This window comes from Paenarthrobacter sp. NPDC090520 (assembly GCF_044769205.1).
Classification (GTDB): Bacteria; Actinomycetota; Actinomycetes; order Actinomycetales; family Micrococcaceae; genus Arthrobacter.
Genome location: NZ_JBIVXM010000001.1, coordinates 258,105 through 272,256, shown reverse-complemented (window position 1 = coordinate 272,256; position 14,152 = coordinate 258,105). Strand labels below are relative to the sequence as shown.

General features: G+C 62.6%; 10 protein-coding genes. 4 read left to right on the top strand and 6 right to left on the bottom strand.

What is annotated here, in order from left to right; genetic code table 11:
• Nucleotides 1-207: 207 nt before the first annotated feature.
• The gene (locus tag ACIQTZ_RS01345) at nt 208-456 is read left to right on the top strand and encodes a WhiB family transcriptional regulator (RefSeq protein WP_003804966.1); all 249 of its coding nucleotides are present in this window, start codon (nt 208-210) and stop codon (nt 454-456) included.
• A gap of 75 nt (nt 457-531) precedes the next feature.
• Here the strand turns inward: ACIQTZ_RS01345 and ACIQTZ_RS01340 are convergent, their stop codons facing one another.
• The 4 genes from ACIQTZ_RS01340 to ACIQTZ_RS01325 are packed head-to-tail and all read right to left on the bottom strand — an operon-like array spanning nt 532 to nt 8,893.
• Nucleotides 532-2,001 (bottom strand): sensor histidine kinase, encoded by a 1,470-nt coding sequence (locus tag ACIQTZ_RS01340; protein ID WP_400329891.1) that lies wholly within the window; start codon nt 1,999-2,001, stop codon nt 532-534.
• A 30-nt stretch (nt 2,002-2,031) separates the two neighbouring features.
• Nucleotides 2,032-6,888 (bottom strand): NAD-glutamate dehydrogenase, encoded by a 4,857-nt coding sequence (locus ACIQTZ_RS01335; protein ID WP_402976847.1) that lies wholly within the window; start codon nt 6,886-6,888, stop codon nt 2,032-2,034.
• Nucleotides 6,889-6,944: 56 nt separating this feature from the next.
• Nucleotides 6,945-8,252, bottom strand: a complete 1,308-nt coding sequence (locus ACIQTZ_RS01330; RefSeq protein ID WP_402976844.1) for a CpaE family protein — start codon at nt 8,250-8,252, stop codon at nt 6,945-6,947.
• Nucleotides 8,249-8,893 carry an SAF domain-containing protein gene (locus ACIQTZ_RS01325; RefSeq protein ID WP_402976841.1) on the bottom strand — a complete coding sequence of 215 codons (645 nt, stop codon included), beginning with the start codon at nt 8,891-8,893 and terminating at the stop codon, nt 8,249-8,251. Before ACIQTZ_RS01325 ends, ACIQTZ_RS01330 begins: the two co-directional genes overlap by 4 nt.
• Before the next feature lie 151 nt (nt 8,894-9,044).
• On the opposite strand from ACIQTZ_RS01325, the gene ACIQTZ_RS01320 reads away from it, so the two are divergent.
• Nucleotides 9,045-9,260 (top strand): helix-turn-helix domain-containing protein, encoded by a 216-nt coding sequence (locus ACIQTZ_RS01320; RefSeq protein WP_387435750.1) that lies wholly within the window; start codon nt 9,045-9,047, stop codon nt 9,258-9,260.
• A 41-nt stretch (nt 9,261-9,301) separates the two neighbouring features.
• On the opposite strand, the gene ACIQTZ_RS01315 is transcribed toward ACIQTZ_RS01320, so the two are convergent.
• On the bottom strand, nt 9,302-9,844 hold the full coding sequence (locus ACIQTZ_RS01315) for a hypothetical protein (protein WP_402976838.1): 543 nt from the start codon (nt 9,842-9,844) through the stop codon (nt 9,302-9,304).
• A gap of 172 nt (nt 9,845-10,016) precedes the next feature.
• On the opposite strand from ACIQTZ_RS01315, the gene ACIQTZ_RS01310 reads away from it, so the two are divergent.
• Together ACIQTZ_RS01310 and ACIQTZ_RS01305 are read left to right on the top strand one after the other, a co-directional pair.
• The gene (locus ACIQTZ_RS01310; protein ID WP_402976835.1) at nt 10,017-10,739 is read left to right on the top strand and encodes a LysM peptidoglycan-binding domain-containing protein; all 723 of its coding nucleotides are present in this window, start codon (nt 10,017-10,019) and stop codon (nt 10,737-10,739) included.
• A 131-nt stretch (nt 10,740-10,870) separates the two neighbouring features.
• On the top strand, nt 10,871-11,293 hold the full coding sequence (locus ACIQTZ_RS01305) for an Rv3235 family protein (protein ID WP_400329868.1): 423 nt from the start codon (nt 10,871-10,873) through the stop codon (nt 11,291-11,293).
• A gap of 92 nt (nt 11,294-11,385) precedes the next feature.
• Here the strand turns inward: ACIQTZ_RS01305 and secA are convergent, their stop codons facing one another.
• A complete protein-coding gene (secA, locus tag ACIQTZ_RS01300; RefSeq protein WP_402976831.1) occupies nt 11,386-14,127 on the bottom strand; it encodes a preprotein translocase subunit SecA in 2,742 nt (913 codons plus the stop codon).
• Nucleotides 14,128-14,152 lie beyond the last annotated feature (25 nt).

Here is a 14,152-nt window from a genome sequence, read left to right as displayed (position 1 = left end):
AGGGCACTGGCAGCTGATGTGATGCATCGCTCACGGATTCCGGGCATTTCACCAACTAAAACCCCTTGTTTACAAGGCGTTAACATGAAACGCTTGACTCAGATGACCAAGGGGGCCCGTGCGGGCCCCTTTCCTTTGGGGCCTCTCGTGAATGTTTTCACAAGAGGCTCTCACCTAGTTCTCACACGAATGGAGTGACTGATCAGCATGGATTGGCGTAATCGCGCAGCCTGCCTCGACAAGGACCCGGAGCTCTTCTTCCCAGTCGGAAACACGGGACCTGCACTTCTCCAGATAGAAGAAGCCAAAAGTGTTTGCCGCCGCTGCCCCGTTGTGGACACCTGCTTGCAGTGGGCCCTTGAGTCCGGCCAGGATGCCGGCGTCTGGGGCGGCATGAGCGAGGACGAGCGACGCGCCCTCAAGCGCCGCGCAGCCCGCGCACGTCGAGCTTCCTAGGCGCGCGACACACAAAGCGAAAGACCGCGGACCAATCTGGTCCGCGGTCTTTCGGCTTAAGCATCGACACCCGGCTTAGCCGCGGGCCAGGTTGAGGACGATGTCGACGGCGGTACCCCCACCGTCACGCGGGCTCCATTGGATGGTTCCCCCCAGTTCGCTTGTCACGAGCGTCCGCACGATCTGGAGACCCAGGCCTTCGGCGTACTGTCCATCCGGAAGCCCCACGCCGTCGTCGGCGACGGTTACGGTCAGGAATTCGTCGTTTCCGTCGCCCGCCGCGCGGTCGGCCAACAGCCAAACAGTCCCGGTCCGCCCTTCCAAGCCATGCTCGACGGCGTTGGTCACCAACTCGTTGATCACAAGGGCCAAGGGTGTGGCGAAGTCGCTGGGCAGCTCACCGAACATCCCTGACCTTTCGGTGCGGACGTGTTGCGATGGCGACGCGACCTCCGCCGAGAGCCTGAATTGGCGTCCAATGAGTTCATCGAAGTCCACACTCTGCGTCAACCCCTGGGACAGCGTCTCGTGAACCAGCGCAATGGTCGCCACGCGGCGCATCGCTTGCTCCAAACCCTGCTTTGCCTCGTCGCTGACCATGCGTCGGGATTGCATCCGGAGGAGTGCCGCCACCGTCTGGAGGTTGTTCTTCACCCGGTGATGGATTTCGCGGATCGTGGCGTCCTTGGTCACCAGCTCCATTTCCCGCCGCCGAAGTTCCGAGACGTCGCGGCACAAGACCAGGGCGCCAAAGCGATGCTGTTCGTCCCGCAAGGGAATGGCCCTCAGTGAGAGGCTGACGCCGCGGGACTCAATTTCGCTGCGCCAGGGCATGCGTCCGGTGACCACCAAAGGCAGCGTCTCATCGACCATCCGGCGGTCCTTCAGCAGCCCGGCCGTGACCTCGGCCAGTGACCTGCCCTCGAGGGATTCCACTTCGCCAAGCCGGCGGAAAGCGGAGACTCCATTAGGGCTCGCGTACTGCACCACGCCGTCGGCATCGAGCCGAATCAAGCCGTCACCCACACGCGGAGCGCCGCGGCGGGAACCCGTTGGCGACGCGAAGTCCGGCCAGAGCCCAAGGGTTCCCATGCGGAGGAGGTCATAGGCGCACTGGCGATACGTCAGTTCAAGCCGCGACGGCATACGGGAACTCGACAAATCCATGTGCGAGGTCACTACAGCGAGGGTCCGGCCGTTGCGGACCATCGGAACGGCCTCAACACGCAAGGCCATTTCGCTGCTCCAGCTTGTTTCGCTGGAGCGCTCGATCGAGCGGCTGTTCCAAGCCTTGTCCACCAAGGGACGCAGGTCGGAGCGGATGCCCTCGCCAACGAAGTCCGCATGGAACACCGTGTGGGATGTCGACGGACGGACGTGGGCGAGGGCTATGTAACCGAGCTCGGGATGCGGAAACCACAAAGCGAGGTCCGCGAACGCCAAGTCGGCGACCATTTGCCAGTCGCCGACCAGGAGGTGCAGCCATTCAGCATCTCCCGGCCCGAAATCAGCATGTTCCCTGATGGGGTCCGTAAAGATTGCCACTGCACCTCCAGTTACGACGCGGGCACCACGCTAGCGTCGGACGATTGACCTCAAGAGCCTTAATGCTACCGACAGTGAGGCCATGTCGTCGGCTTCGAGGGCATTCACCTCGTCGAACATGGTCTTCGCGCGTCCGAGTTGCTCGGCGTTCTGTCCTTCCCACGCCTTGAGGCGATCCTCGGCGGCGGTTCCCGCGTCGCTCGACTCAAGGACCGACGTCGTCATATCCGCCACGGTGGAGTAGAGGTCATCGCGCAAGGCAGCGCGGGCCAACGCCTGCCACCGGTCATCACGGGGCAATGCGCTGATGCGTTCCAGCAGCGAATCAGCGTGGAACCGGTTGAACACGGTGTAGTAGACCTGTGCCACGTCCTCGACGCTGGTGTCGCGGGCCTGTGCAATCCGTGCAATGTCCAAAAGCGCATAGCTTTCGAAGAGCTCCGCCCACCTGTGTGCCAGGTGATCCGGAAGTTCCCAGCCACGGGCCTTGTCCAGCCAACCGGAAATGCGTTCCTTGTCCTCACCGCGCAGGTAATCAAGCAATCGGCCGCGCAACGGCGCCATCATCGGTTTGAAGGACTCCACCACCTCGGCAATCGGCTGCGAAGCGATGCTCTGGCCCAGTACCCACCGGACGGCGCGGTCCAGGAGGCGCCGGATGTCCAGGTGGACTTCGCTCCAGTGCTCAGTGGGGAACGAGGCCGGGAGGGCATTCAGTTCGTCAATCATCGAATCGAGATCGTAGATCTCACGCAAGGCCACGAACGCCTTGGCAACAGCCACCTCGTTGGCCGAGGTCTCCTCGATGGCCCGGAAGGCGAAAGTAATGCCGCCCAGGTTGATGATGTCGTTCGCCACCACTGTAGCGATGATCTCCCGACGCAGCGGGTGGGTGTCCAGTTCGGCGTCGAATTTGCCGCGAAGCTGCTTGGGGAAGTACGAGCGGATGGTGTCCTTGAACCAAGGATCATCCGCGAGGTTGCTGTCGCGGAGCGCCGCTCCGAGTTCGATCTTGGCGTAGGCCGCCAGGACGGACAACTCCGGCGATGTCAGTCCTTGGCCTTGTTCGAGCCGCTGCCGCAGCGTCTCGGTGGACGGCAGTGCCTCAAGGTCGCGTTTGAGGTCGGCCGACTTCTCGAGCCAGTCCATGAGGCGTTCATAGCTGGGGCTCCATTCGGCAACACGGGTCCGGTCGTTGAGCAACAGGATGTTCTGGTCGATGTTGTCCTGCAGGACCAGGCGGCCCACCTCGTCAGTCATGTCGGCCAGGAACGCAGCACGTTCGGACGCGTCCAGCTTGCCGGCCGAAACCATGCGGTCCACGAAGATCTTGATGTTGACCTCGTGGTCCGAGCAGTCCACTCCGGCTGAGTTGTCGATCGCGTCGGTGTTGAGGATGACGCCCTGCAAGGCGGCCTCGATACGGCCTCGCTGGGTCAGGCCAAGGTTTCCGCCCTCGCCGACGACCTTGACCCGCAGGTCCTTGCCGTCCACGCGGATGGAGTCGTTGGCCTTGTCGCCCACTACGGCATTGGTTTCCGTGCTGGCCTTGACGTAGGTGCCGATCCCGCCGTTGTACAGCAGGTCTGCCGGCGCCAGGAGGATCGCCCGGAGCAACTCCGGCGGGCTGAGTTGGGTGGTGCCTTCAGGCAATCCCAGCGCCTGGCGGACCTGCCCGGAGACGGGGATGGTCTTGGCCTGGCGCGCGTAGACACCGCCGCCCTCGCTGATGAGCGAGCGGTCATAGTCATCCCATGACGAGCGCGGCAGTTCGAACAATCGCTGCCGCTCAGTAAACGAGGAGGCTGCGTCAGGTGCAGGGTCGAGGAAGATGTGCCGGTGATCGAAGGCAGCCACGAGCCTGATGTGGCGCGACAACAGCATGCCATTGCCGAAGACATCGCCTGACATGTCGCCGACGCCCACCACAGTGAATTCTTCGGTCTGGGTATCGAGGTCGAGTTCGCTGAAGTGTCGCTTGACGGATTCCCACGCGCCGCGGGCTGTGATGCCCATGGCCTTATGGTCGTAACCCACTGAACCGCCGGACGCAAAAGCGTCACCAAGCCAGAAACCGTATTCGGCGGCCAGCCCGTTGGCTGTGTCGGAGAACGTTGCCGTTCCCTTGTCCGCCGCGACCACCAGGTAGGAATCGTCGCCGTCGTGACGGACAACGTCCGACGGCGGGACAAGCCGCTCGCCGTCGGAGGAAGTCACCAGGTTGTCTGTAATGTCCAGCAGGCCACGGATGAACGTCTTGTAGCTTTCGATGCCCTCAGCCATCCAGGCCGAACGGTCGACGGCCGGGTTCGGCAGCTTCTTGGCGAAGAATCCGCCCTTCGCTCCTGTCGGGACAATCACTGCGTTCTTCACGGTCTGCGCCTTGACGAGGCCCAGGATTTCGGTGCGGAAGTCCTCCCGGCGGTCCGACCAGCGCAGGCCGCCACGGGCCACCTTGCCAAAACGAAGGTGGACGCCCTCGACACGGGGTGAGTAGACCCAGATCTCGTACATCGGACGCGGGAAGGGCAGCCCATCGATAGTGGTGGGATCGAGCTTGAAGCTCAGGTACCCCTTGTCCTGGAAGTAGTTGGTCCGCAGCGTCGATTCGATCAGGTTGACGAACGTGCGCAGCACCCGGTCGGCGTCAAGCGTGGCGACTTGGTCGATTGCCTCGGTGAGCGACAAGCGGGCGGCGGCCTGGCGGGCGGGGCGCTGCCCGTCTTCCACCGTCGGGTCGAACCGGGCCGCGAACAACGCCATCAACCCGCGGGCAACGTCCGGATTGGCCAAGAGCGTGTCGGCGATGAACCCAAACGAGTTGGTGTTGCCCATCTGCCGCATGTATTTGGCGTAGGCACGCAGCACTGTCACCTGCCGCCAGTGAATGCCTTCGCGCAGCACCAGCCGGTCAAAGTTGTCCGATTCGACAGAGCCCGTCACGGCAGCACCGAAGGAATCAGCAAGGAGGTCACCAGTTGCGAGCGGATCGATCCCCGAGGGGTACTTCAAACCGAGGTCGTAAAGGAAGAAGTCGCGGTGGTCGGCGGTTTCGATCTCAAACGGACGCTCGTCCAGGACTTCCAAGCCCAGGTTGTGGAAGTACGGAAGTATCTGGCTCAGGCTCTTGGGCTCCATGAGGTAGAGCTTTACCCGGGCGTCTTCCTCCAGGGACTCCCCTGCCCCTTCCGGGAGGTAGACGTGCACACCCGGACGGATCCCGGCGTCAGCCCCGCCCGTACGTTCGGCCTGGGCGCCATAGTTTTCGAAACGCTCAATATCCTCAAGAGCGTCTTCCACCTCGTAGTCCACGCGGTAACCCGCCGGGAAAGCTTCGGCCCACAATGTTGACAACACCTCAGCATCGTCGCCGGGCCGGTTTTCCCGGAGGACCTCGGCAATGCCCTCGCTCCAGGAACGGGATGCACGCATCAGCCTGTGCTCCAGCTCCTGGACGTTGACGTCGGCGAGTTCAGCGGTGCGGGGCAGCCGGATTCGGAAGAACACGCGGGCGAGGGCTGATTCCGTAATCCTGGCCTCGTAGTCGATGCTTTCTGCGTGGAAAGTCTCCCGAAGCTCCTGCTCGATCCTGAGCCGAACGCTGGTGGTGTACCTGTCACGTGGCAGGTACACGACGGCGGACATGAACCGACCGTAGATGTCGGGCCGGAGGAAGAGCTTGGTCCGGCGCCGTTCCTGGAGCCTCTGGATTCCCGTGGCGGTCGCCGCGAGGTCGGGGATCTCGATTTGGAACAACTCGTCGCGGGGATACGTTTCCAGGATGCCCAGGAGGTCTTTGCCCGAGTGCGAATCGGTAGGGAACCCGGCATTGCGAAGCACGGCGTCCACCTTGTCCCGGACAATAGGGATGCTTCGGACAGATCCGGTGTAGGCACTGGTGGCGAACAAACCAATGAACCGGCGTTCGCCGTTCACGTTGCCCGCGGCATCAAAGCTCTTAACGCCGATGTAGTCAAGGTAGGCCGGGCGATGAACAGTTGACCGCGAGTTTGCCTTGGTGATGACCAGGGCACGCTTTTCACGTGCCCGTTTGCGGCCGGCATCGGTCAGGTGTTGGATTTGACGGGTGTTGTCGCCCGCGCGGAGCAGGCCAAGGCCGCTGTCTTCGCGAAGTTCCAGGACATCCTCGCCATTGTCATCAATGAGGTCATATTCCCGGTAGCCGAGGAAGGTGAAGTTCCCGTTGTCCAACCACCGCAGCAGGTCCTGCGCCTGCCGGAGTTCCGCGATTTGCTCGGGATGGGAGACCGTCCCCAACGCTTCAGCCAACTCACGGGCCTTGCTCCGCATCTTGGGCCAATCCTCGACGGCGGCCCTGACGTCTCCCAGGACCCTCACCAGTCCGGCAACCAGCTCACCGCGGGCATCGTCGCTGACGCGGTCAACTTCCACTGCAATCCACGACTCCATGTGGGAAGCGTTGTCGCCGTCGCCAAGCAGGTGGGCAACGCTGGGCAGGGCGGCCGTGTCGCCACTGGAAATACCAATGTTGGACGGAACCCGTGAGACCTTGCTCAAGGCGCCGGACACGCGGTCGCGCGTCACCACGAAGAGGGGGTGCATCACCAGGCGGATGGCGCAGTTCTGACGTACCAGTTCGGCGTTGACCGAGTCCACAAGGAAGGGCATGTCGTCGGTCACGATGTAGACGACACTTCGGTCGGCTTCGCTGTCCACTTCGACAATCGGACTGCCGGGCCGGCGGGACTCCGCGATCTTCTTGTGCTTGTTGGCCCGGGCAATCAGCAGTTCCGGGGAGTAACCCCGGGAGTCATCTTCGGCGAGGTGCTCGTAGTAGTCACCGAAGAACCCCTCCCGGACAACTGCTGCATCGGACCGATCCTCCACGCTGGACCCTGACGACATCTACAACGCCTCCATTACCTGTCGATTGCTGCGACTCTGCAGCCCACAGGGTGAGCCTAGCGCTTAAGCAGGCGCATAGCTCTGGTAGATCGTCCAGCAGATTCGCGATTTTGCTGGTTAGGTGCACAGACCAATCCGGCGATGGCCAATCTCAGGGCGGAACCGGGAGCAGATTCCAGCAGGACAGTCCCGGAGAGCATGGCAGCATCACAAGCCGGAAAGTCCGCCGGGAGGTATGCCTCTATGCTTCGCAGCGGCCCAAAGCGCTGCCACGCCTCCGCCAATTGACGTCGGGGCGACCTCCCCACGGATGCCTGCCGGACTTTGTTCAGGACAATCCTCGGTGAGACGTGGGGAGCGGCAATCTCCAGATCGGCGAGGCCACGGACCAGCCTGGGGACGCCAACAGCGTCGGCCGCACCAACAGCTATCACCTCGTCGGCCAATTCCAGGCACCGGAGGGTCGCTCCATTCCTGCGTGGAGCCATCGTGTCAAAGCTCAACTCCTCGTCGGCTTCAAGGCAGAATCCCACGTCCACCACCACCACGCTTGCCGCGTGCCTTGCCCGTTCGAGGACTACGGACAAGGCCGGGGCCCTCAGTTCCGTCCAGCGGTCCGAGCGGGTAATGCCACTGAGGATCCGGAAGCTCCCGGCCGAGGTGTTCACATGGGTGGCCGCGCGATCAAAGGCGGCCCCATCCAGGATTCCCTGGTCCGCCAATCGACAGGCCTGGGCAAGTCCTGCCGATTCGTCGAGCAGGCCAAGCATTGCTGCCGCGCTGGCTCCGTAGCTGTCAGCATCCATCAGGATCACGGTGTCTCCTGCAGCAGCAAGTTCGGCAGCGATGTTGACGGCAACCGTGGTCCGCCCCGGCGCTCCCGCAGGCCCCCACACCGCGATGACGCGACCAGGCTCCGGCGTATCCTCCGGAGGGGCCGGCTCCACCGGATCCGACGAGTGGACAGACAGTTCGGCGAATCCCGCATCCATGACGGACTTCTGCCAGCCCCGCTCCCGGCGCATCTCCACGGCTTCGGATATCTTCCCGGCCAACTCGCTGGGTCCGATACCCACCGCCGCCGGAGTGACGCCAAAGGATTGCAGGCGCGCGGCCTCGGTCGGATCGTCAGTCAGGGCAACAAGGGAAACCCCGACAATATCCAGGCGGGCCACCAAGGAAGCAGTCAGATCGCCCGAGCTCTCCGACAACACGGCCGCCTGGGCCAGCCCGCTCTGGCAGGCCGCCAGGAGCTCAGCCAATTCGGAACAACGCCTGACAACCGTGACTGGTCCGTGCAAGCGTTCAAGTCCGCCCACCAGGGCTTCGGTCGCCTGGCCGAAAGTGACAACTGCAATACTCATCGGCCTACGCCAGAGGGGTTCCAGACCACCGACACCTTGGCAGCATTGGCCTGGGCCCCGAGCAACGCCGGCATCTGCTGGTCCGTCACGAGCACCAGCACAACAGTGGCCTTTGAACCGCCCAGAGTAGTAGAGCCCGGCGTTACCTGCGATATCTCGGCCCCGGGCAGCAACAGGGTTGGCTGGTCGTAAGCTCGCTTGGAACCCGGCATCGCCACCCAGACGTCCACCCGGGCCCCCGCGACCACCTGCACAGGCAGCGGCTCCTCCACGGAAATGGCTACCGGCTTGCGGTTGAGGGACTCCGTTTGCCCGAGGCTCCGGCGCGGAACGAGTTGGTCTTTCTCTATCCGCTGAAGCGCTACCTTGCCTTCCGTCAATCCATCCGCCACGGCCATGTACTCCGGTTCCACCTCATCCAGGCGCACGTTGACCACCTTGAGGTCATCACGGGTGATCTGCTGGCCCACGGCGATTGGTTCCCTGGCGGAAAACATCGGTGTGGTCTTGTCCGCCGAACCGACAACCGCAATGACGCCCGATACCGATACGAGAACCAGCAGGAGTCCAATGAGAAGGCGCGGATCTTTCAACGAGGGCTTCTTCAGCCTTCCGCCGGAACTCGTGTTGTTTTGGTCCATTCGTGGCGCTCCCCCAGTCAGCTCATGCAGGATGTCGTTGGGCCTATCCATTCTTGCCGGGCCGATCGGGAGCGCCAAAGCCAATAGCTGCAAAGTGCGCGAAACTGTGGATAAGTGCACCAAATTGGCCAGCCAGTGGCAAAATATACCCATGCCCCGTTTCTTGACCCTGGCGGATGTCGCCGAACAATTGCAGATCAACTCACCCCAGGCGTATGCGCTGGTGCGCAGCGGAGAATTGAAGGCCATCCAAGTGGGAGGCCGCGGCCAATGGCGCATCGAAGAGAAGATGCTCGAGCAATACATTGAGGAGCGATACGCCGAAGCCAGCCGGATGATCGAAAGATCCAGGACCAAAAGCGCTTAGCCACTCACGGCGCGGGGCTGCCTGACAGCTGGAAGGCAGCCCTAGTAATCCTGTCCACCCAGGGAACAGACCGCCGCCAAAGCCGTAAAAGGCACGGTGACAACCGAGACCACAGCCCCTGCCCGCCGCGCCTCGCCCCTGGTCACGGCCACATCAAGATGGTCCGGCCCCACCCTGTCGATGACACCCTCGAAGACGCGGCCGGCCTGCCCCGCCGAAGCTACGTGCACGGCAACCCCGGCCCGGTTCCTGGCCAAGCCCCTGAGGGCACCCGCCATACCCAGGCTTCCTCCGACACCCGGAGACGGCTTCCGGACCAACCGACCCAAGCCTTCGAGAAAGCTGACGGACCACCAAGGCAGCAGCCATTGCCGGGCGCCCTCGGACATGAGCAACCAGTCCTTGCCCACGTGGCCGAGGACTCCGGCGATGCGCCCGCCACCGTGAAGTACCAGCACCAGTTCGTGGCCAATGGCACCCCGCAGCCGGTCTCCGAGGGCGATCTGTGCCACTTCAACGCGGGCACGTTCCGAGATTTCCGCTTCCTGCACCCGCGTGCGTTCCCCGGAAAATTGTGCTTCCAAGTCCTCAAATAGAGAGTCCCATCTCATCTGTCCAGAGTAGGCTCTACAACAGGACTGCACCAAGGCGACGTCCAAAGCCTGAGATGACGATTGGACAAACCGCGCTAAACATGCCAAGAATGGCCTAAATTCATCAAACACCATCAAAACGCATGATGCGGGCAGGGACGGAATGGGCCGGGATAAAGCTCCACAACGGAACGACGTTGCTGTCGCCGGGACGATTCTCGCCTTGGGCGTCCTCCTGGTACTTGCGGGGCAGTTCCTGACGGACCGGGGCCATGCCGGCGGACCGCCAGCCCTCGATGTCGAACAGCTTCTCGGCTTCACGGCCAACGTCCTCGGCCTGGTCATTGTTGCCTGGTGGCTCTTGACCTTCGTGCTCGCTTTCCTGGCCGCAGCATTGGAAAGGTCGGGGCGGAGATCCAGGGCCAGGGTGGTAGCGAAGTACAGCCCGGGGTTCATGCTGCGCCTCACGTTTGCTTTGCTGAGCGTCAACCTGCTGGGCGTGGCAGCAGCGCACTCCGCCACACCACCGGATCCAGGCTGGCAGCCCGGCTCCTCAAGGACAACAACACAAGGGGCGGCCGAATGGCAATGTTCCGGAGGTCAGACCGCCCCGCAGTGGATGCCACGTCCGCCAGTTGTCGAACCCGGGCTCCTGAGCCGCTCGGCTTCCCGGGACGCTTCAGGCACTCCCGGGAAGGCAGGCATCGTTGTCAAGGATGGCGATACCCTCTGGACAATCGCGGCCCGCCGCTCAGGACCGTTGGCCACTGACATGGACGTCGCAAGGGAGTGGCCGCGCTGGTATGCAGCCAACCGATCCACCATCGGCGATGATCCCGCCGTCCTCCATCCGGGTCAAGTGCTGCAGCCACCGCCAATGGACTGAACCACCATCATCAGCTGAAGACTGTCCGCTCAGGGACACCGTTCACTCACCCAAAGCCAATCCCAGAAGAAGCCACTTGAGCCAGGCAATCCCCACGCCGGGCTCTGAATGCCTACTCCTGAGGATTGACCATGACTGCAACCACGGCTCGCCGTCCCACGGATGTCCCGACACCGGCACGAACGCCCGCCACGCAGGGCGCGGGTGCGGCGAATGTCGATGTCCGCCTGGTGGCACGCAGCATCGCACAAGCAGCGGTCGAAGTCCTGGCCGGCACCCGGCCTGTGCAACAACTCGCACGATTCCTGGACGCCGACTGCTATCTGGCGCTCCAGCACCGGGCTGGCCTGACAAGGGACTTCGTCGTCCGGTCTCGGGCACAGCAACGGGTCCACCTCAGTCCAATGGTCCGTTCCGTCCGTGTTTGCCACATATCGGACGAGATCCACGAGGCCACAATCGTGGTTGCAGAGGATCTCCGGTGCCGGGCCATAGCCATGAGGCTGGAACTCTCCGCCGGTACGTGGCAGGTTACAGCGCTGGAGATCGGCTGAGCTACGCGTGGGGGATAAAAAGGAAGGCCCGTGACCGTCCAACGAGGACGGTCACGGGCCTTCTGCTTTTCACGCAAGCAGTTGGTAAACAGTTACCGGCGCTTCTTCCTGGCAGGCTTTCGCTGCTCTTGGGCAGCTGCCTTGGCAGGATTTCCAGAACGCCCGGAGGACCTGGCTTCGATGCGGGTCTGGGTAGCCCCGTCTTCACCGGGAGCGGTGTACTGCAGCTGCGCGGGGCGTTCAGGCGCTTGCAATCCAGCCGCGCGGATCTGCGGATCGTGGTGTTCCGTGTGGGCGCCTGCAGCCGTGTCGTCCGCCACTACGACGTCTTCGGCCGGGGTAACTTCCACCTCCAGGTTGTAGAGGAATCCAATGCTCTCCTCGCGGATGGCTTCCATCATGGCTTGGAACATGGTGAAGCCCTCGCGCTGGTACTCCACCAACGGATCGCGCTGTGCCATCGCCCTCAAGCCGATGCCCTCCTTGAGGTAATCCATCTCGTAGAGGTGTTCCTGCCATTTGCGGCCCAACACGGAAAGCACCACGCGGCGTTCCAGCTCACGCATGCTCTCGGCGCCGATGGTCTCTTCGCGTCCCTGATAGACCAGCCGTGCGTCAGAAAGGATCTCCTCACGAAGGAACTCAGGCGTGACCTTTGACTTGCCACCGGCCTCCTCAATGATTTCCTGTGCAGTGACCGTTGCCGGGTACAGCGTCTTCAGGTTGGACCACAACTGGTTGAAGTCCCAATCGTCGCCCGTTCCCTCTGCTGTGGCAGCGTCGATGAGGGAATTGATGGTGTCTTCCAGGAAATACTGGACCTTCTCGTGGAGGTCGTCACCTTCAAGGATCCTGCGGCGGTCCCCGTAGATTGCCTCACGCTGGCGGTTCAGGACATCGTCGTATTTGAGGACGTTCTTGCGCTGTTCAGCATTGCGGGCTTCCACCTGGCCCTGGGCCGACGCAATGGCACGGGACACCAGTTTGGACTCCAACGCGACGTCGTCCGGAACCGAACTGTTCATCAGCCTCTCAGCGGCGCCGGAGTTGAACAACCGCATGAGGTCGTCCGTGAGGGAGAGGTAGAAGCGGGACTCGCCGGGGTCGCCCTGGCGGCCGGAGCGTCCACGCAGCTGGTTGTCGATGCGCCGGGACTCATGGCGTTCCGTGCCCAGGACGTACAGGCCTCCGAGGTCCAGGACTTCCTCGTGCTCGTCCTTGACAGCCTGCTTGGCGGCAGACAGCGCCTCAGGCCAGGCGGCCTCGTAGGCTTCCGAGTTTTCCTCCGGGTCGAGGCCCCGTTTGGCCAGTTCGGCGATGGCGGTGAATTCCGCGTTGCCGCCCAGCATGATGTCAGTACCGCGGCCGGCCATGTTGGTCGCCACGGTGACGGCGCCCTTGCGACCCGCCTGCGCCACAATGGAGGCTTCCCGCGCGTGGTTTTTCGCATTGAGGACCTCATGGCGAATGCCCTCCTTGGCCAGCAGCTTGGAGAGGTATTCGCTCTTTTCGACGCTGGTGGTGCCTACCAGGACCGGCTGGCCGTTTTCGTGCCGCTCCGCGATGTCCTTGACCACGGCGTCGAACTTGACGATCTCGTTCTTGTACACGAGGTCCGACTGGTCGATGCGCTGCATGTCACGGTTGGTGGGAATAGGCACCACACCCAGCTTGTAGGTGCTCATGAACTCGGCCGCCTCTGTCTCGGCAGTACCGGTCATGCCGGAAAGCTTCGAGTACATTCGGAAGTAGTTCTGCAGCGTGACCGTGGCCAGGGTCTGGTTTTCGGCCTTGATCTCAACGTTTTCCTTGGCCTCGATGGCCTGGTGCATGCCCTCGTTGTAGCGGCGTCCAGCCAGGATACGGCCCGTGTGTTCGTCAACGATCAGGACCTCGCCGTCGAGGATGACATAGTCCTTGTCCCGCTTGAAGAGTTCCTTTGCCTTGATGGCGTTGTTGAGGAGCCCAATCAGCGGTGTGTTGGCGGACTCGTAGAGGTTCTGGATGCCCAGGTAATCTTCCACCTTCTCGATGCCGGCTTCCAGGACGCCAACGGTGCGCTTCTTTTCGTCCACCTCGTAGTCCACCTCGGGCTGGAGGCGCAGGACCACCTTGGCGAACTCGCTGTACCAGCGGTTGGTGTCCCCTTGGGCCGGACCGGAGATGATCAGCGGTGTACGGGCCTCGTCGATCAGGATCGAGTCCACTTCATCCACGATTGCGAAATTGTGGCCACGCTGGACGAGTTCACTTGAGTCCCACGCCATGTTGTCGCGCAGGTAGTCGAAGCCGAATTCGTTGTTGGTACCGTACGTGATGTCCGCGGCGTACTGCGCGCGGCGAACAGCGGGGTCCTGGTTGGCCAGGATGCAGCCGCTGGTAAGTCCCAGGAAGCGGTAGACACGTCCCATGAGTTCGGACTGGTATTCCGCGAGGTAGTCGTTCACGGTGACAACGTGCACGCCCTTGCCAGTGAGTGCGTTAAGGTAAGCCGGCGCGGTGGCCACGAGCGTTTTACCCTCACCGGTTTTCATCTCAGCGATGTTGCCCAGGTGCAACGCGGCGCCACCCATGAGCTGGACGTCGAAGTGCCGCATTCCCAGGGTGCGCGACGACGCCTCGCGGACGGCGGCAAACGCTTCGGGGAGGAGGTCGTTCAGGGCCTCGCCGTCTTCATGCCTGGAGCGCAGGCGATCGGTTTCCTCGCGGAGTTCGGCATCGGAGAACGTCTTGAACGACTCTTCAAGGGCATTGATGGAATCGGCATAGTTCCGCAGTTGCTTGAGGGTTTTTTTATCACCCGTGCGGAGAAGTTTTTCGATTAGTGATGCCACGTGAAATTGCTCCCAGTCTCATGCT